The 18,269-nt window shown below is 42.3% G+C and carries 24 protein-coding genes; 12 read left to right on the forward strand and 12 right to left on the reverse strand.

The features are described from left to right. Positions 1-4 precede the first annotated feature (4 nt). The gene (infA, locus tag CJD30_RS01745) at positions 5-223 is read left to right on the forward strand and encodes a translation initiation factor IF-1 (protein WP_013459075.1); all 219 of its coding nucleotides are present in this window, start codon (positions 5-7) and stop codon (positions 221-223) included. Between the two features lie 52 nt (positions 224-275). Continuing rightward, positions 276-914 carry a tetratricopeptide repeat protein gene (locus CJD30_RS01750; protein ID WP_294915686.1) on the forward strand — a complete coding sequence of 213 codons (639 nt, stop codon included), beginning with the start codon at positions 276-278 and terminating at the stop codon, positions 912-914. Between the two features lie 2 nt (positions 915-916). Here CJD30_RS01750 and CJD30_RS01755 read toward each other — a convergent pair whose 3' ends face one another. From CJD30_RS01755 to CJD30_RS01765, 3 genes are read right to left on the reverse strand one after another with little or no spacing between them, the layout of a single operon-like run. After that, on the reverse strand, positions 917-1,231 hold the full coding sequence (locus CJD30_RS01755) for a pyrimidine/purine nucleoside phosphorylase (RefSeq protein WP_294915688.1): 315 nt from the start codon (positions 1,229-1,231) through the stop codon (positions 917-919). Between the two features lie 27 nt (positions 1,232-1,258). Further along, the gene (locus tag CJD30_RS01760; protein WP_294915690.1) at positions 1,259-1,477 is read right to left on the reverse strand and encodes a hypothetical protein; all 219 of its coding nucleotides are present in this window, start codon (positions 1,475-1,477) and stop codon (positions 1,259-1,261) included. Beyond that, the gene (locus CJD30_RS01765) at positions 1,467-2,306 is read right to left on the reverse strand and encodes a S1-like domain-containing RNA-binding protein (protein WP_294915692.1); all 840 of its coding nucleotides are present in this window, start codon (positions 2,304-2,306) and stop codon (positions 1,467-1,469) included. Before CJD30_RS01765 ends, CJD30_RS01760 begins: the two co-directional genes overlap by 11 nt. Before the next feature lie 39 nt (positions 2,307-2,345). On the opposite strand from CJD30_RS01765, the gene CJD30_RS01770 reads away from it, so the two are divergent. The 8 genes from CJD30_RS01770 to CJD30_RS01805 all read left to right on the forward strand — a co-directional run bounded on the left by CJD30_RS01770 (position 2,346) and on the right by CJD30_RS01805 (position 10,273). Beyond that, positions 2,346-3,110: an SDR family NAD(P)-dependent oxidoreductase gene (locus CJD30_RS01770; RefSeq protein ID WP_294915694.1), complete on the forward strand. Its 765-nt coding sequence runs from the start codon at positions 2,346-2,348 to the stop codon at positions 3,108-3,110. A gap of 12 nt (positions 3,111-3,122) precedes the next feature. After that, positions 3,123-5,198, forward strand: coding sequence for a molybdopterin-dependent oxidoreductase (locus CJD30_RS01775; RefSeq protein ID WP_294915696.1), 2,076 nt, complete (start codon positions 3,123-3,125; stop codon positions 5,196-5,198). A 3-nt stretch (positions 5,199-5,201) separates the two neighbouring features. Then, positions 5,202-5,534, forward strand: a complete 333-nt coding sequence (locus CJD30_RS01780) for a YraN family protein (RefSeq protein WP_294915698.1) — start codon at positions 5,202-5,204, stop codon at positions 5,532-5,534. Positions 5,535-5,636: 102 nt separating this feature from the next. Continuing rightward, the gene (gene trxA, locus CJD30_RS01785) at positions 5,637-5,954 is read left to right on the forward strand and encodes a thioredoxin (RefSeq protein ID WP_294915700.1); all 318 of its coding nucleotides are present in this window, start codon (positions 5,637-5,639) and stop codon (positions 5,952-5,954) included. Positions 5,955-6,167: 213 nt separating this feature from the next. Further along, positions 6,168-7,106: an FAD-dependent oxidoreductase gene (locus tag CJD30_RS01790; protein WP_294915702.1), complete on the forward strand. Its 939-nt coding sequence runs from the start codon at positions 6,168-6,170 to the stop codon at positions 7,104-7,106. Positions 7,107-7,169: 63 nt separating this feature from the next. Further along, a complete protein-coding gene (gene dapB / locus CJD30_RS01795) occupies positions 7,170-7,940 on the forward strand; it encodes a 4-hydroxy-tetrahydrodipicolinate reductase (protein ID WP_294915703.1) in 771 nt (256 codons plus the stop codon). A gap of 10 nt (positions 7,941-7,950) precedes the next feature. Then, positions 7,951-9,300 (forward strand): amidophosphoribosyltransferase, encoded by a 1,350-nt coding sequence (purF, locus tag CJD30_RS01800; protein ID WP_294915705.1) that lies wholly within the window; start codon positions 7,951-7,953, stop codon positions 9,298-9,300. A 10-nt stretch (positions 9,301-9,310) separates the two neighbouring features. Further along, complete coding sequence (locus tag CJD30_RS01805) at positions 9,311-10,273, forward strand: TIGR01212 family radical SAM protein (RefSeq protein ID WP_294915707.1); 963 nt, start codon at positions 9,311-9,313, stop codon at positions 10,271-10,273. Here CJD30_RS01805 and CJD30_RS01810 read toward each other — a convergent pair. The 6 genes from CJD30_RS01810 to CJD30_RS01835 all read right to left on the reverse strand — a co-directional run bounded on the left by CJD30_RS01810 (position 10,270) and on the right by CJD30_RS01835 (position 14,518). Then, positions 10,270-10,800, reverse strand: coding sequence for a DUF2393 family protein (locus CJD30_RS01810; RefSeq protein ID WP_294915709.1), 531 nt, complete (start codon positions 10,798-10,800; stop codon positions 10,270-10,272). The genes CJD30_RS01805 and CJD30_RS01810 overlap by 4 nt on opposite strands. Next, complete coding sequence (locus CJD30_RS01815) at positions 10,797-11,312, reverse strand: DUF2393 family protein (protein ID WP_294915711.1); 516 nt, start codon at positions 11,310-11,312, stop codon at positions 10,797-10,799. The genes CJD30_RS01810 and CJD30_RS01815 overlap by 4 nt, the downstream gene beginning before the upstream one ends. Next, positions 11,309-11,983 (reverse strand): bifunctional phosphoribosyl-AMP cyclohydrolase/phosphoribosyl-ATP diphosphatase HisIE, encoded by a 675-nt coding sequence (gene hisIE / locus CJD30_RS01820; RefSeq protein WP_294915713.1) that lies wholly within the window; start codon positions 11,981-11,983, stop codon positions 11,309-11,311. Before hisIE ends, CJD30_RS01815 begins: the two co-directional genes overlap by 4 nt. A 3-nt stretch (positions 11,984-11,986) precedes the next feature. After that, a complete protein-coding gene (locus tag CJD30_RS01825; protein ID WP_294915715.1) occupies positions 11,987-13,027 on the reverse strand; it encodes a prohibitin family protein in 1,041 nt (346 codons plus the stop codon). A 9-nt stretch (positions 13,028-13,036) separates the two neighbouring features. Next, on the reverse strand, positions 13,037-13,957 hold the full coding sequence (locus CJD30_RS01830; RefSeq protein WP_294915717.1) for a branched-chain amino acid transaminase: 921 nt from the start codon (positions 13,955-13,957) through the stop codon (positions 13,037-13,039). Positions 13,958-14,068: 111 nt separating this feature from the next. Further along, the gene (locus CJD30_RS01835; RefSeq protein ID WP_294915719.1) at positions 14,069-14,518 is read right to left on the reverse strand and encodes a globin; all 450 of its coding nucleotides are present in this window, start codon (positions 14,516-14,518) and stop codon (positions 14,069-14,071) included. 133 nt (positions 14,519-14,651) lie between these two features. On the opposite strand from CJD30_RS01835, the gene CJD30_RS01840 reads away from it, so the two are divergent. Together CJD30_RS01840 and CJD30_RS01845 are read left to right on the forward strand one after the other, a co-directional pair. Beyond that, complete coding sequence (locus tag CJD30_RS01840) at positions 14,652-16,067, forward strand: aldehyde dehydrogenase family protein (RefSeq protein WP_294915721.1); 1,416 nt, start codon at positions 14,652-14,654, stop codon at positions 16,065-16,067. Between the two features lie 14 nt (positions 16,068-16,081). After that, positions 16,082-16,549: a peroxiredoxin gene (locus CJD30_RS01845; RefSeq protein WP_294915722.1), complete on the forward strand. Its 468-nt coding sequence runs from the start codon at positions 16,082-16,084 to the stop codon at positions 16,547-16,549. A gap of 44 nt (positions 16,550-16,593) precedes the next feature. Here the strand turns inward: CJD30_RS01845 and CJD30_RS01850 are convergent, their stop codons facing one another. From CJD30_RS01850 to CJD30_RS01860, 3 genes are all read right to left on the reverse strand, one after another. Beyond that, complete coding sequence (locus CJD30_RS01850; protein ID WP_294915724.1) at positions 16,594-17,136, reverse strand: hypothetical protein; 543 nt, start codon at positions 17,134-17,136, stop codon at positions 16,594-16,596. Between the two features lie 76 nt (positions 17,137-17,212). Beyond that, positions 17,213-17,785 carry a hypothetical protein gene (locus tag CJD30_RS01855; RefSeq protein ID WP_294915726.1) on the reverse strand — a complete coding sequence of 191 codons (573 nt, stop codon included), beginning with the start codon at positions 17,783-17,785 and terminating at the stop codon, positions 17,213-17,215. Positions 17,786-17,843: 58 nt separating this feature from the next. Further along, a partial coding sequence (locus tag CJD30_RS01860) for a hypothetical protein (RefSeq protein ID WP_294915728.1) occupies positions 17,844-18,269 on the reverse strand: 426 nt, incomplete at its 5' end.

Here is an 18,269-nt window from a genome sequence, read left to right on the forward strand (position 1 = left end):
AATAATGGCAAAAGATGATGTCATTGAAGTAGACGGAAAGATTATTGAGGCACTACCGAATGCAACGTTTCGTGTTGAGTTGCCGAATGGTCATGTAATTTTGTGTCATATCGCAGGAAAAATGCGTATGCACTACATCAAAATTCTCCCAGGAGATACGGTAAAAATCGAGTTGACTCCATACAGCTTGGACAAAGGTCGAATCACTTATCGTTATAAATAAATCTTCCTTTACGGGAAGATACATAACTATTTTTTGATAAAGGAAAAGATTTATGAAAAAACAGTTATTCCTTATTCTCCTTTTTGCCGCATTAGTTTTTGCTTCAGATACACAACAATCATTTTGGGAAACCTATACAGCCGCACTTCGTGGAGATAAAATTGCTCAGTTTCAAGTCGGTGTGATTTATGAAAGGGGAATCGGAACCGATTCCAATCAGTCAAAAGCCGCATTTTGGTATGAAAAATCAGCTTCGCAAGGGTATGTTGACGCACAATACAATATTGCTATCATGTACGCTACAGGGCGGGGTGTGGAGGTGAATGAAGGGGCTGCTATGATGTGGTTAGCTCTTGCCGCAAAGCAAAAAGACAAAGAGTCTCGAAAACTATTGTTAAAGTTTATTGACGGCGAATTGGATGAGCATAAAACGAAAAGTACGCAAAATTCTGATCATGATAAACGTGAACCTACTGTCCTCATAACACCCGTAACATTGATAACAAAAGCAGATGCAATGATGTGTGATAAGAACAATCAGTGTACACCGTACAAAATAAATACTACTGTAACATCAATGAGTAAAAACGGAGCGTATTATAAAATCAGCGGGATAGCTACAAAAAAAGGGTGGGAACCCTATCAATACGAGGGATGGATACATGAGAACAGCGTCGATATTCGACGCTGAGATTATTTGACGAAATGACAGCAGTAATCAGAGACAGTTTTGACTTTTAAATGAAAAGCACTGTTTGCAGCAACTTCGAAATCTTGTGGTCCAACAATGCTAACCCACTCGTCTGAGCCTGGAAGCTGAACATCCATCTCTCCGCTTAATATTTCCATAATTTCTTTGTCACCGGTATTAAACGTATATTCACCCGGTAACATGATTCCAAGAGTTTTGATCGTTCCATCTTCAAAGTGGATGGTTCGGCTAGTAACTTTGCCGTCAAAATAGATATTGGCTTTTTTATCGGCAGTGACATTGGTAAATTGTGACATGGGTTTCCTTTTAAAATAGTGGCGCAATTATAGCGGATTGATCTCTTTCTTGATCTTTTTAGGGAGATGGGCAAAGGGAAAATCAGAGATGATTTTGGTTTCACCACCCTCTTTGACTTCCACTTCCAAATCCATACTCTCTCGTTTCATCGAAATGAGCGTGATGGTTCGCCCCCCCTCTTCGTAGCTGATTTTACGAGGAGCAAGTTGGATGATGGCATTACGTTTTAGTGGTCTATATCCCATAAAGTCCGTTCTCCTTGACGATGATTTTTTTCGCTTCTACGAGCTGATTGACGGCGGCTTTAAAATTTTTCTTGCTTAGGGCAAAAGTTTTTTGGATGAGATCGGGATCGCTTTTGGTGTTATAGGGCAACATCCCTCCGTTGGCTTTTATCATCGAGAGGATTTTATCAGCGGCGTTTGAAGATTTTGCTTTCCCTATCATTTGCAAAGAGAGGTCGAGTTTACCATCGCTTCGGAGCTGTTTGACAAAGCCGTATTTGATTTGTCCGACACGAACGTCCTCGAAAATCTCGTTGGCATAAATCATCCCCTCATAGCGGTGATCCACGATTACTTTGTACCCTAACGGCGTTTTGGCGATCACCATAAAACTAACGGGGGTATTGGGATAAAAGCTTTTCGGCGGCATCTCTAATGCCCCGCTGATCTTCTCTGTTCCGACGAGGCGGTTCGTTTGTTCATCCAGTATTACGCGTACAAGCCGTTTTTCACCGACGGCAAAGGGTCGTTTTTGAAGGGCACGCGGGACAAAGAGGTCTTTTGGCAATCCCCAGTCGACAAACGCACCGATACTGTTGGTGTCGAGTACTTCGACAAAGGCAATTTCATTCACCATCGCTTTGGGCTTCAGCGTTGTCGCTACGGGGCGGTCTTCGCTGTCGGTATAGACAAATACGTCGATGGTATCGCCGACGTGCATTGCCTCAGTGACGTATTGGTTGGGTAGCAGTATGTCGCTCTCATCGAGTGCACGCAGGTATAATCCTGGGACGGTAGAGCGGTCGATAACGAGGATATTGATCTCCCCGATTTTTAGTGTTTCATTCATGGGTATAATTATATCGACTATTTGCTTGCAGGAGAAAAAATGAGAATTGTGATCACAGGAGCAAGCAGCGGCCTTGGAAAAGGTTTGGCACTTCATTATGCAAATCCTCAAAATAAACTTATTTTGATTGCGCGTCGTGAAGAGCGTCTGTATGAAGTTGCAGAATCCTGCCGAAGCAAAGGAGCAGAGGTGGAGACAATCATTGCTGATATCAGTGATTTTGCTCGGATGCGGGAAGTGGGGAGAGAACTCACGCGAGAGCCAATCGATCGGATCATTTTCAATGCAGGCATATCGGTCGGTCATGGCGGTGGGGTAACCCCGTTTGAAGATTTTGAGCGGCTCTTTAAAACAAATTTTTTAAGTGTTCATGCACTGTTGGAGCCGATTATTCCAAAGTTGATGGAGCAAAAATCGGGAGAGGTGGTTTTTATCTCCTCGCTCGCCTCACTGCTTACTATGCCGACTTCTATCGCGTACAGCAGTTCCAAACGGGCGCTTAACGCCTATGCAGAAGGGCTTCATTATCAGCTCAAACCCTATGGTATCGATGTGATGACGATTATGCCCGGATTTATTGATTCGGAGATGACCCGAAAGAACCGATTTAAAATGCCATTTTTCATGCCAACCGAAAAAGGGATAGCTCGGATTACTGAGGCAATTGGGAGAAAAAAAGTGCGTTATGCTTTCCCTTTTAGATTTTACTTAATGATTCGAATTGTCTTACTCTTTCCGCAGTCCTTAAGAGACAAAATTGTAAACTTCACTAATTTTAAAAAGGGCAATAAGCCTGAGATCTGAGGGAAGTATCCGATGACAATCGACAGTGTTTGTACCTATTGTGGCGTAGGATGCGATATTTCCGCTGACGTGGAAGATAATAAAATTCAAAGAATCTTCGCAAAAGAAGAGGGGATGGTTTCACAAGGGAGATTGTGTATCAAAGGGAAACAAGGGTGGGATTTTGTCTCTCATCCAAAACGTCTCCGTAATGCACGTGTCCGTAAATCGTTCTGGGCAAAAAATGCGGCACTTTTTGCCGATATCGATATGGATTATCTCGAGCCGGTCGATCACGATTTTTATGAGATAAGTTATGAGAGTGCGTACGAGCTTGTTGCCCGAAAACTTCGATCAATTATCGATACATACGGACCGCGTAGCTTTGCCGCTATCGGCGGTGCCCGTACGAGCTGCGAGGGCTCTTATCTGTTTCAGCACTTTACCCGACACGTTGTAGGTTCTCCTCATGTCGATAACTGCGCGCGTGTCTGTCACTCCCCATCGCTTAAAGGGATGCGTACGACCATCGGTGAAGGGGCAATGACCAATCCGTTCAACGATATCTACGATACTGAATTTATGGTAGTTATGGGTTCCAATACTACCGAAGGTCATCCAATCGTTGCAAACCGGATGCTTGATGTGATCAAAAATAACGGAGTTGAACTTGCAGTTTTAGATGTTCGCCGCATTCAGCTCTCAAAATCGGCAACGCACCATTTGAGTATCCCCTATGAAGCGAATCTGATGATTCTCAATATGATGGCCTATGTGATTATCTCTGAGAATTTGGTCAATACGGAGTTCGTGAATACGCGAACAAAAGGGTACGAAGAGTATAAGAATGCCATTTTGAACGATCCGTATGCCAATCCGGAATTTTTACTCCAAATTCCGGGATATGAGTCGCTGATGAACGAAATTCGCACGGTTGCCCGCAAGTACGCAACCCGCAAGAGTCTCTTTTTCTGGGGCCTTGGAATTACGGAGCATTTGGATGGGTCATATGCGGTAATGGCGATCACCCATTTGGCGATGTTGACAGGAAATATCGGGCAAAGGGGTGCGGGGTTAATGCCGCTTCGAGGTCAGAACAATGTTCAAGGTACCTGTGATGTGGGGATGCTGCCGTATTATGATCCTGATTACAAAGAACCCAAAGAGATTGGGCTTATGACTCCCGATCTCATCGATGCAATGATTGATGGGAAAATCAAAGCACTTTATAATATCAGTGAAGATATTGCCCATATACATCCGAATCAAAATAAAATCCACAAAGCATTAGAAAATCTCGATTTATTGGTGGTCAATGAGCTTTTTGACAATGAGATTACCAAATTCGCCGATATCATTTTCGGTGTGAAAAGTGCGTACGAAAAGACGGGAGTATATGTCAATGCAGAGCGAAGACTTCATCTTTCCCAACCGTTGATCAATGTGATGATGCCTGATGATTGGGAAATCATCGCTGAAATATCAAAGCGCTACGGAGTTGATTACGGATTCAAAAGCTCACGCGATGTTTGGGAACGTGTACGAGTGGATGCACCGGTACGTTTTGGAGGCGCCAGCTATGAAAAACTTGAAGCCAATCGGTTGCGCGGATTGCAATGGCCGGTACAAGAAGAAGATATGCCGGTATTGCATATCGGTCAATTTCGAACACCTGATGGATTGGCAACATTTAATTACCATCAATACTCGCCGCGAGGTCAGATTGAAGAACTGGTAAAAGCAAACAAACATGAGGGGTATTACCTCACAACGGGTCGTATTTTAGTCCATTATAATAATGGAGCACAAACAAATGCATGTGATAAATTACACAAATCTCACAGTGAAGATATTTTATTGGTGAGTGTAGACGATGAAGAGTTTTTTGAGTTTAAAGATTTTGTCGTTCTCAAAAGCGAGTATGGACAAAGTGCTCCATTGAGGGTAAAAGTGAGCTCCACCATCAAAAAAGGGACATTGTTCACAACGTTCCATCACGCCAAAAGCAACATTAACTTTTTATTCGGGGATGAGAGTGACGAACTGATCAAAACGGCCCGGTTTAAATCGATCAAAGTCGAGGTGGTAAAACCCGACTATCTGGATTGATGCGTGCACACCCGTGCCAAAGGCAATCTTGCCGAAGAATGCGGGTGTGAGTATCTGCGAAACAAAGGGTGCCGCATAGTCGATCGGAACGTCTATAACCGCTTTGGTGAGATCGATATCATTGCTATTCGCGATAATGTGCTCCACTTTGTCGAAGTCAAAAGCGCTCAAAGTTATGAGCAAGCAGTAAACAATATTTCCCCCTCGAAGCTTCAAAAACTGCGCCGAGCAATCCACACCTATCTTCAGCAAAAACGGCTCAATTTGGATTATTGTATCGATGCACTGATTGTCAGTGATGAGGGGATTGAATGGATTGAAAATATCACCCTATAGGGTTGTTTTCCTGAGAAATAATGTGAGAGTTATGTAATAAGTCATTTTAAAGATTGCGGCGTTATAATAGCTTCAATAAATATTCGCAATCAAGGAATTACAATGGGTAAATACGTAGAATTAACTGTATCGAATTTTGACGAAGTAACCAAAGAAGGTGTTGCATTGGTCGATTTTTGGGCTCCATGGTGTGGACCATGCCGAATGATCGCTCCGGTAATTGAAGAGTTGGCGGCTGATTTTGACGGTAAAGCAAAAATTTGTAAAGTGAATACCGACGAAGAGCAAGATATAGCTGTAAAATACGGAATCCGCTCTATCCCGACAATCCTTTTCTTCAAAGACGGTCAAGTCGTTGAGCAAATGGTTGGTGCTGCGTCTAAACAAGCGTTCGCTGACAAACTAAACGCATTACTATAATGATTGATGCTCAAGGGCTATAGGCCCTTTAGCTTCGATAACACTTCATTTTTCTGATAGTAACCCCTATTCATTAGACTTCGTATTTTTATCTTTCCCTTTCTTTATTCGTTCTCTAAAACTTTTCTAAAACGATTTTTCTGATAACTCCCTTTTGGCAGTGTTTAACCACAAAAGAGTATGATACTCCAAATAAAAAAGCGGAGGCTTTGGATGTTGGATTGTGCAATTATCGGGGGTGGTCCTGCCGGACTTACTGCAGGATTATATACCACACGGGGTGGTTTGGATAATGTCACGATGTTTGAAAAGGGGCTTCCGGGCGGTCAAATCACGATGAGTTCGGAGATTGAAAATTATCCCGGTGCGACAGCGCATAATTTGAGTGGAATGGATTTCATGGCACCGTGGCAGGAACAATGCCAGCGTTTCGGTTTGAAACACGAGATGTCGGAAGTAACGCGTGTTTCTCGTCGTGAGGACGGTATTTTCACGATTCATAAATCAGATGGCTCTGTCGATGAGGCTAAAAGTGTCATTGTATGTACCGGATCGGCTCCAAAGCGTGCCGGATTTGCAGGTGAGGATATCTACTTTGGACGCGGTGTCAGTACATGTGCTACGTGCGATGGATTTTTTTACAAGAATAAAGAGGTAGCCGTTATCGGCGGCGGAGATACGGCATTGGAAGAGGCTCTGTATTTGGCAAAAATTTGTACCAAAGTTTATCTGATTCATCGTCGAGAGACATTTCGTGCAGCTCCTAATACGATAGCGAGGGTTAAAAATACCGCTAATATCGAACTTGTCATTAATGCAATTCCCGAAGAGGTTTTTGGCGGAGCCATGGGTGTTGATGGAATACGTGTCAAACTGCAAGACGGTTCATCACGTCAAATCGATGTCCCCGGTGTTTTTGTTTTTGTCGGGAACAATGTAAATAACCAAGTATTGATCCAAGAAGACGGAAGTTTTCTGTGTGAAATGACACAGTGGGGTGAAGTTAAAGTGGATTTGAGTATGAAAACCTCTATTGCCGGACTTTTTGCGGCAGGAGATATGCGCGAATCTGCACCGAAACAAGTTGTCTGTGCTGCGGGTGATGGTGCCGTGGCGGCATTGCAGGCAATTGCATTTGTGGATGGGCATTAACGGCTCTTTAAACACGAAGAGGGTAAAATATCTTCACATTATGTTTAAACAGGGATGCTACAGATGATTAGAGCAGGAGTATTCGGGGCCGGCGGACGTGTCGGAAAGCTGTTGATTGAAGATTTGCATCATGAGAGCGAAATCTCTCTTGCGGCGGTTTATGTTCGCAATGAGCTCAATTTTTCGATTGATCCGTCCGTATTGGTAACCAACGATATGGGGACATTGCTGAACGGCAGTGATGTAATCATCGATTTTTCGTTGCCGGAAGCAACGCAGCTTTTACTCGAAAAAGCGATTGAACACCCAAGGGCTTTGGTTATCGGAACTACCGGTCTTGATACCCATCAGATGAATCTTCTCAAAACGGCAAGCGAGTCAATGCCGATTCTTTATGCGACGAATATGTCCTTGGGAGTTGCGTTGTTAAACAAGCTAGTCAATACGGCCGCTAAAACGCTCGAAGGGTTCGATATCGAGATCGTCGAACAGCATCATCGTCATAAAAAAGATGCGCCGAGCGGTACGGCATTGACATTGGCGCATTCTGCAGCAGCCGGACGAAATCTTGATTTGGACGCGGTTCGTGTGAGCGGACGTAACGGCAATATCGGCGAACGTACCAAAGATGAGATTGCCGTTATGGCTTTGCGGGGCGGTGATATCGTCGGGCGTCATACGGTCGGATTTTATAATGACGGTGAATTTATCGAGTTGCATCATACTGCAACAAGCCGTAACACGTTCTCAAAAGGTGCCATTCGTGCTGCGAAATGGTTGGTCGGAAAACCAAACGGCCTTTACAGTATCCAAGACTGTTTAGAACTAGCATAAGGAAACAAGAGTGCGTAGCTTAAATGAAAAATGTGCGGTAGTCGGTATTTTTGATCATCCGGAGGCGTCAAAACTTGCTTATTTCTCTCTTCATGCGCTTCAGCATCGTGGTCAAGAAGCTGCAGGGATCAGTACGGGCGATGGGGAAAAACTTTACACGATCAAAGATCGTGGATTGGTAACGCAGGTATTTGATACTCAAAAACTCAATACCCTCAAGGGACATATGGCAATTGGCCATACCCGTTATTCGACAGCAGGAGATGATTCAATCCTTGATGCTCAACCGGTTTTTGCCCGCTATGATTTGGGAGAGATGTCGATTGTTCATAATGGAAATCTTACCAATGCAAAAGAGGTGCGGGACGCTCTGATCAAAAAAGGGGCGATTTTCCAAACTTATATGGACACCGAAAATCTGATCCATTTGATCGCGAAAAGCGATCAACACCATTTGACAGATCGTATCATTGATGCGGTTAAAAAGATCGAGGGGGCATATTCTCTCGTGTTCCTCAGCCGAACCAAAATGTTTGCAATGCGCGATCCGCATGGATTCCGTCCACTTAGTCTTGGACGCGTGGGCGATGGTTATGTCGTTGCGTCTGAAACGTGTGCATTTGATCTTATCGGTGCGGAATATATCCGTGATGTAGAACCGGGAGAATTGCTCATATTTGAAAAAGGAAAAGCTCCTAAATCGATCAAAGTATTCGATGCGACTCCGAAACACTGTATTTTCGAGTATGTCTATTTTGCGCGCCCGGATTCAAACGTCTACATGCAGAATGTGTACGAAATGCGTAAAGCGATGGGGAAAGCTCTTGCTCGAGAGCAGCCTGTGGAAGCCGATATGGTTGTTCCGGTTCCTGATGGCGGCGTTCCTGCGGCAATCGGTTATTCGCAGCAAAGCGGCATCCCTTATGAGATGGCGATTATGCGTAATCACTATATCGGACGTACTTTTATCGAACCGACGCAAGAGATGCGTGATTTGAAAGTCAAGATGAAACTCTCTCCGATTAATGATTTAATTCGTGGAAAACGCCTTATCGTGATCGATGATTCGATTGTTCGCGGAACGACGAGCCGCCAAATCGTTCGTATGCTCAAAGCGGCAGGGGCATCTGAAGTGCATATGCGAATTTCAAGTCCACCGACAACCGATCCGTGTTACTATGGTGTTGATACGCCGGACAAAGAAAAACTCATTGCGGCCAATATGAGTATTCAAGAGATTTGTGAATTTATCGAAGCTGATTCTTTAGGGTATTTGAGTAACGAAGCGCTGCTCAGCAGTGTAAACGGAAAAGAAGAGAATTTCTGTACGGCTTGCTTTACCGGCAAATACGTTATTTAAAGAGCATTTTATGCGCGAGCAGATTTTTACATTCGGACAATATCTGCATCGCAAATTTGGAGCAAAGGTATCTAAAGTTCCCGTCTCCATTTCAGGATTTACCTGTCCGAATATTGATGGAACAGTAGCGAAAGGTGGATGTACCTTTTGTGAAAACGATTCATTCAGCCCAAGTTTAGATCGTGCCCGTGAATTAAAAGGGTTTTTCCTCAATTTGCAATCTACGCAAAATCCCCATTTGGATAAACAAATCCAACAGCTCGAATGGCAATTTGATGCACTCTCAAAACGACTTCGTGAGGAAAATAGTGCCCAAAAGTTTATGGTTTACTTCCAAAGCTTTACCAATACCTATGCCCCATTTGAAACCCTAAAAGCACTTTATGATAAAGCACTCAGTTTTGATAATGTTATAGGATTGAGTATTGGGACACGTTCAGACAGTATCAGTGACGAGACGTTCGAGTATCTATATGAACTCTCTCAAAAAACAGAGATTTGGGTAGAGTTCGGGATTCAATCGATTTACGATAAGACGCTGGAGCGTATCAATCGAGGGCATAACAGTGCTAATGTTAAAGAGACCATTATCAAAGCAAAATCATATGGTTTAAATGTTTGTGGACACCTAATCTTCGGTTTGCCCGGAGAGAGCAAAGAGATGATGCTCGAGACCGCAAAAGCAGCGTATGGTCTTGGAATCGATTCAGTTAAATACCATCCCCTTTATGTTGTGAAACGGACGGCCTTGGCCAATGAGTATGCGCGCGGAGAGTTTGAACCTATAAGTGAAGAACTCTATGTGGACGTACTCAAAGAAGCGCTGTTGTTAAAGCCTTCAAATGTGAGTGTGCAAAGAGTCAGTGCCGGTATTGATGATGAAACACTTATCGCCCCATCATGGTGCAGAGATAAAAATACCCAATTGCGCGTCATTAACGACGCATTGTGTTCGGTAGGGTTAAAGTATTAGTTTGCTTTAGCTTCTACAGTATAAGAAGCGTTGGTGAAATATGGCGGATATTTCATGAGAATAGTGAATGGTTTGGAATGTCCTGGATCTAGAGAATCAGCAATAACGTGTTCTTCCATAATATTTTGTCGTTTAAAATCGGGGTTCTTATCTTGATAAATTTCTGCAAAAACGGATGGCTGCGTAAATATCGATTCTTTGCCGCTCACCCCGCCATGAGCATTACTTAGACGTATTGTTGCGACAACATGTGCAACAGGGAATGGTCCGACATTACGTACGGTCCCCTTGATCATAATCTGTTCAGATTGATAGTATCTCTCTTTGTCGAGATTAGAAACCTCTACAATATATGCTTTTTCATTAATTGCTTTCCAGCTAAATGTACCGATAAGAACTATAATAAGTGTCAGTGTTGCCAGAATAGAAAATTTATATTTTGTCCGCAGAGATACCGCGATGGCGAGAACAAACAAGAGAATCAAAACAACGATTAAAAGATAATGCCAAGTTGTAAGCGGGCTCATCTGCATTCAGCCTTTATAGTAATATTAAAGTCTTTGTTATATCGGAATGGTTCGACAAAAAGTTTAAAAGGGGCCGATTCACCGGGAGGAATATCTTTGATGATTTTGATAGATCCTTTTTTAAAAGGGAGGTAAGGGTAGAGTTGATCGAGGTATCGATAATGGGATACTTTGTAAACACCCGCATATATACTGCACTCGGTAAAGGGGCGTTTTGAGGTGTTATTGACGTCACCTTTGATCAACAAAGCGTCGGTAAATTCAAGGGCTTGTACTTTATGAAGAATGATTTTATTTTTGAAAAGATAATGGTGAAGTTGTATGTATCCGACGATAGGACCAACTGTTAAAATACCGAAGGCAAGTATAACAAAAGTAACGGCAATAGCCATTTTATGCCGCAAAGCAATGGCTAAAACCAAAAAGAGTAGGAATAGGACAAAAATGCCACCAAAAAGAAAATAATCGTAAATTATGAGATGGTGGATAAAATCGATTATTCTTGCTTTCATTTTTCCCTAGCGTTTTTCTCCGCAATCCCGCTCATCCCGAATCGTCGGGCAAGCTCTTGTTTGATTCGATCGGGAGAGATGTTTTTATGTCCCAGTGCAACCAAGACGTGATACACTAAATCGGCACATTCGTAAATAATTTCATTTTCGTTCCCGTCTTTAATCGCAAAACTGAACTCTCCAGCTTCTTCTACTACTTTTTTGAGGATAGCGTTATCCCCTTTGCTGAGGAGTTTTGCAGTCCATGAAGTTTCCGGATCAGCGTTTTTTCGATTTAGGATAGTGTGGTAAAGTTCATCGATCACCCCGTAAGTAGCGGTTGTATCAATTTGTGGAGTGCTAATCGCTTGATCGGTTTCGATATCGGTGAAGAAACACGATTTTCGCCCCGTATGGCATGCTACCCCTTCTTGTCGTACCATGATCAATAGTGTATCGTTATCGCAATCGAGTAAAAAACGCTCAATATGCTGCAGATGACCGCTTGATTCCCCTTTTTTCCAAAGGCGTTGTTTGGAACGTGAAAAATAGTGGGCTACTCGCGTCGAAAGGGACAATTCTAATGCTTCACGATTCATATATGCCATCATCAACACTTCAAGAGTCGTAGAGTCTTGAACGATAACAGGGAGAAGCTCTGATTTTGCCCAGTCGATTTGATCAAGATTCATTGTTTATTTTCCTGTAGAGCTTATTTTTTGAGTGTCGCCACTTTTGGTATCGAGCCAAATATTGGGTGTTGACCCCCCAGGTGTGAGGAAAATCTTAGCATCTTTATTTTCTTTGAGTGCTTCGTTGAATTTCCCTTGAACTTGGATTTGCTCCAATTTCAATAAGCCCGGTGTGAGAGATGCTCCGATAAGCTGATTTGCTTTGGCTTGTGCTTGCGCTTGAATTGTAATCGCATTTGCGGCACCTTGGGCTTCAGTCTCTTTTTTGAATGCTTCTTGTTTTGCACGTTCTACATCTTGTTGTGCCCGTTCAACCTCTTGTTTTGCAACTTGAACACGCTCAATTTGATCTTTTACTTTTTGAGGAAGGCCGATTTCACGAAGTTGAATCGACTCAAGTTGTGCAGGAGCATTCTTTTGGCGTTCTACCATTTTTCGAATTCCTGCTTCTATTTGGGTAGCTATTGCATTGCGCATGATAGGAAGATTTTCCGCTTCATATTGACCGACCACATTTCGAACGATATCTCGTGCTACCGGATCGATAATTTTGTCTTCCCAGCTAAATCCCCAAGTAGAGATAGTTTTCGCCGCTACTTGTGCATTGAGACGGTATTGAACGGTGATATCGATAGCTACAGGGAGTCCACGTTTATCCAAGACCATGATTGCCGGTTTGGAAACGATGCCATCACCGACAGTTGATGTCCGATCAACTTTATCGGAATAGTTGATAATACGTACTTTGGTGTCAACAATATAGATTTTTTGGATTAACGGGATCATAAAATGCAGACCCGGCATCAATGCTTCATCACTGTATTTCCCGTTGGTGGAGAGGATACCGCGTTCCCCTTCAGTAATGATAACGAACGGTTTGGCTAAAAGGAGAAGCAAAATAAACCCACCGATGACCCATAGCATCCCAGCTTTTTGAGAGTTCATGTTGAAGTCCATTTTTGGCGGTTTCGGCGATTGAAATCCATTGCTTTTCTGTTCTTCTTTTTTCTTTTTGTTAAAGTAATCGTTCATATCACTTGCCATGCAAAATCCTTAGTTGATATAGGTTAAATAGTGCTCATAATCAGGATTACGTCCGTATACGATGTCAAAATAGCCGCTTTGGAGTTTTTCTGTAATCGGTCCGCGTCCTCCTGCACCGAGAACACGTGCATCGACTTCACGGATTGGAGTGAGCTCAGCCGCAGTTCCGGTCAGGAATGCTTCATCCGCAATATAAATCTCTTCACGGCTGATACGGCGACGTGTTACGGTATATCCCATTTTTTCAGCCATTTCGATGACGGTTTTCTGGGTAATAGAAGCCAATGAGTTATCGTTTGGCGGGGTGATAATTTCATTGTTTTTGATCATAAAAAATGCAGCACCGCTTGCTTCTGCAACGTAGCCTTCATCATCGAGCAAAAGAGCTTCATCGTATCCCGCTTCGACAGCTTCGAATTTTGCCATTTGGCTGTTGAGGTAGTTTCCGACCGCTTTGGCTTTACCCATGTTTGATTTGTTATTTGGACGGCTGAATGATGAGATTTTCAAACGAATCCCTTTTTTCATCCCTTCTTCGCCGAGGTATGCACCCCATTCCCATGCAGCAACTGCAACTTCTACCGGTGCTTGTTTGTGATAGATTCCCATAACACCGTATCCAAGATAAACGATTGGGCGAAGATAAACATTTTCACCGGTAAATTCATTTTTGCGAATGAGATCGATCTGCGCTTGATTAAGCTCTTCCAATGAGTATGGGACATTGAGAAGGGTCATTTTTGCCGATTCGATCAAGCGGTTTGTATGGTCGTTCAAACGAAAAATAGCGTACCCTTTTGGAGTTTTATAAACCTTCGTCCCTTCGATAACACCGTTACCATAGTGCAATGTGTGAGCAAGGACGTGAATTTTTGCATCATTCCATGCAACAAGATTACCGTTCATCCAAATATATTTGGCTTCATTCATAGGGAAGATCTCCAAAATAAAAATTGGGAGATTTTAGCGAAGATGTGATTTAAGCTATATTAAGTGTGAGAATTTAGACCAAGGGCATTTTATCTCCCCAAAGAGGAGAGTTTAATGACTTGGAGTGTTGATCATCCAGATGGAGAATACATCGAGATAATCCCAAAAGGATTGGATATATTCTGGACTTACCCCTTCGTTTTCGAGCGGGGGGAGAAGTTCGGCATAAAATTCAAGCCAGCGGCGACGTCCGTGTTCGTCAATCCGAAAGGGTGCATGGCGTCCTACCATGCGCGGTTCTCCGCGTGTTTGGTTAAAATAATCGGGTCCACCGCAAATTTGGATTAAAAAATCGGCAGCATGTTTTTTCGCGTTTGCAAAATCTTCCTCATCATTGACGGGGAATAAAAAAGAGATATCACTGTTACGAATCAACTCATAATGATCGTCGACCAATTTTCGAAAACGCTCTTCTCCAACTTGAAAGAAAAAGCCTGGATGCGGCTTGGCAACGGGAGGGCGAACCCCTAAAACACCGTCAGTAATTTTGAGTTCGAGCATGATGATCCTCTGCGTATTTTTGAGACATATTCTAAAGAGAAGATGAAAAGAAAGAGCTTAAAAAATCTCTTTTCCCCTCTTTTTAGCTGATGATTTGTATAATTGAAACATAAGTAACATGGAGGAGATAAATATGGACGCACACGTTTGGATGGGGTCCCGTCAAATTGTGTCTAAAAGTTACATAGAGCGTTTTAGCCCCTATGATGGACGACTTGTCTCACGCTCGGCCGTGTGCAGTGCCGAAGATGCACAAAATGCTTTGCGTATAGCACAAGATGGGGTAAAACTAGCTCGGAAAATACCATTGCATCAGCGATGTTCATGGTTGCTTGATGTGGCTTCAAAACTCCGAGATCAACGAGAAGAATTTGCAAAAACGTTGTGTGATGAGGTAGGAAAACCGATTACCTACGCCCGTATAGAAGTGGATCGGTGTATCGAGACGATTACTCTCTCTGCAGAGACGGTGCGGACGATGCACGGTGAGACGATCAATACCGACGCGATGGCTAGCGGTCGAAGTGCACATGCCTATTGGCGTCGAGAAGCTGTCGGAGTTGTGGTAGCGATTACGCCGTTTAATTTTCCTCTCAATCTTGTTGCGCACAAGCTGGCACCTGCTTTGGTTGCCGGGAATACGGTTGTTCTTAAGCCGACTCCTGAAGCACCGCTTTGTGCTTACAAACTTGCACAGCTGTTTATCGAAAGCTCTTTTGCAACCCCTGATGCGCTTAGTGTTGTTTATGGAGATGCTGAAGTGGGTGCTGCATTGGTAGGAAGCGACATTCCTCGTGTTATTAGTTTTACGGGATCGGTAGGGGTAGGGAATATCATAACCCGCAGTGCTGGGATCAAAAAAATCTCTCTTGAATTGGGCGGTAACGCGGCAACGTACATTGATACAAGTGCTGATCTGGAATATGCAGCATCACGATGTGCTATCGGAGCGTTTGTCAACTCAGGGCAAGTGTGCATTTCACTCCAACGAATTTATGTTGAGAGCAGTATTTACGATAGTTTTGCTCAAAAAATGGCAGAGACAACGGCAAAGCTGGTTGTAGGTTCACCGTATGACGAGGCAACATTCTTGGGGCCGTTGATCAATGACGAAGCAGCCCAGAGAGCAATGAATTGGGTTGAGAGTGCAATAGAAGAGGGGGCTCGAGCGCTCACTCCTCCTCATAGAGAGGGTCGGATTTTTTATCCGTGTGTTATGGCGGATGTGACTGAGTCGATGAAAATCGTTTGCGAAGAGGTTTTTGCTCCTATCGTGAGTTTGGTACGTGTGGATGGAATCGATGATGCAATTGAGAGGATGAATAATTCACCGTACGGATTGCAGTTTTCGGTATTTACCAACAATCTTGCCCATGCCAAAAAGGTGATCGATGAGTGCGAAGCGGGAGGGGTCGTTATCAATGATATGCCGACACTTCGTTTTGATATTCAGCCCTATGGCGGAGTGAAACTGAGCGGAGTAGGACGTGAAGGACCACGTTTTGCGATTGAGGAGTTTACCGAAATAAAATCGGTAGTCATTTTATAAAAAAGGAAAATAATATGTTAGAAATTGGAAGTGTATCCCCTGATTTTTGTTTGAGTAACCAAGACGATGTAGAGATCTGTTCTCGCGATTTGCGCGGCAAATGGATTGTCCTCTACTTTTATCCGAAAGATTCGACTCCCGGATGTACCACAGAAGCATGCGAGTTTAGTGCAGCAATGGATACGTATGATGACATGGGGGCTATTATTTTAGGTGTAAGCGCGGATAGTACCAAATCACACCGCAATTTTATCGCTAAACAAAATCTTGAGATTACACTCTTAAGTGATCCGACGACTCAAATGATGCAAGATTACGGCGTATGGGCAATGAAAAAAAATTACGGCAAAGAGTATATGGGGATTGTACGCTCAACGTATATTATTGATCCTAAAGGGATCGTGCGAGCAGCATGGACGAATGTAAAAGTGAAAGATCATGTGGCGAAAGTAAAAGAGGAGTTGGCAAAGTTAGTAGGGTAGTTTTTATCCCTCCGTTCGCTCTGCGCCTGTCGAAGGGTAACGGGTCAGTTATAGACAATCTCAAACGTTTTTGCTTCTTCCCCGAATGAGTGGTAGAGATAAAGCTTGCGCGGCTTCTTCTCCCACTTTTTAAATCGTTGAGACGGCTTTTTGATATACTCTTCGATAATTCTTATTTGCTCTTCTACTTTTTTACCCAATAAATGACATTCCAAAGGTTGTATTGTCTCTGCACGTATATCTTTCACATCCAAATCATATTCGATACGGGGTTCAAAAATTAGTCGCTTTTCTTCTTCACCCGAGATGATTTTTAATTCCGATGAGAGTCTATAGGTGTGATCGTCTATCGATACATAAATCCGAAAGTAGGGACATTTGAGTGAAAAATGACCGTGGATGTCAAAGAGGTCACTTTTTGCTTTGATCGTATCGATCACGCCATTAATACTTTGGCATTTTTCGACACTATAAGCGACATTATCACGGTCTTTTTTCAATCGGATAGACGTTCCCCTCATATCCGTAACGGTTCCGCTGTTGCCGCATTTGTGCATAAGTTTAAAATCATAGTGTATCGTTGTCATAGGCTACTCCTTTAAAGAAGTATACTTTTAGTAAATTACAAAGTTATGTTATTCACATTATCCTAATCTAAGATAATCATGAATTAATTGCTAAATCATACAAAGCTTGCGGATTTTCGCTATCGAGGAATTTATAGTTTTTCCCGTTTATTCCCAACGCATTGATCTTTTTTTCAAGTTCTGAAAATTCGGTTTCTTCTAAGACAAAAGGGTTGTCTTTTAAATTCTTAATGACTTTTAGCTTTATGTCCCCGTTATGATCTGCTTCTGAGATAATTTTACAAATCAAGTAAATTCCAACGGTCGGATACTTCGCAGTGGTATGAGTCGCTCCGTTGTAATAAAAGACAATATCATCAATATTGTTTTTCAATCCATGAGATACTTTTTCTTGCTTAAATTCATTACCCTCATTTGTATGATTTATAAATTCGTCCGGATCGTTCTTTTCCCATGCACGCATAGATGCTTTGATTTGCCAAAAATTTATAGATTTAGGCGTTTTTTTACTCTTGTAAGCTTCTAATTCATTTTCGATTTGTACAAAGACATCGGGGTGATTTTTACTTTTAATATCATCATAATTTTTTCCATCATCAATCCTTTTTTTACATATATTTAAGAGTGTATTTAAATCACTTTGGTTCATTTCTTTCGCCTTTTATTCTTTTTGATTTTAGTATGAGTAAATTACATATGTATGTAATTTAAAAAATTGTATATGCAAACTCTGTTTCTTCAATTATTTGTACTTTTATACAGTTCCTTAGCATATTAGGTTCGATTTGCTTTAATTTTGCGTTCATTTTATCTATTGCCTCTTTCCGATGTATTCCAATATTCCAAAAACTTCTAAATGAGGCATCTGATTTTAAAGCAAACTGTATTTTTCCGATATCTTCTTGCATTTTTTTTATGCAAGTTGCCATACTATTATGTTGCTTTAGTTCTAAGGCTATGTAATTTGTTTTCTTTGCATATTTTTGCTTAATAACAAAATCAACTATTACTTTTTCTTTTGCACTAACTTTTCTTTTATCTGTTCTAAACCCTTTTTCTCGTTCCCATTCAACGATTGATGTATGATCATTTAAAAACGAGGCAAATTCTACTTGGAACCATATTTCCCATCC

The sequence above is a fragment of the Sulfuricurvum sp. PD_MW2 genome (assembly GCF_002633015.1).
In the GTDB taxonomy this organism is placed as follows: domain Bacteria; phylum Campylobacterota; class Campylobacteria; order Campylobacterales; family Sulfurimonadaceae; genus Sulfuricurvum.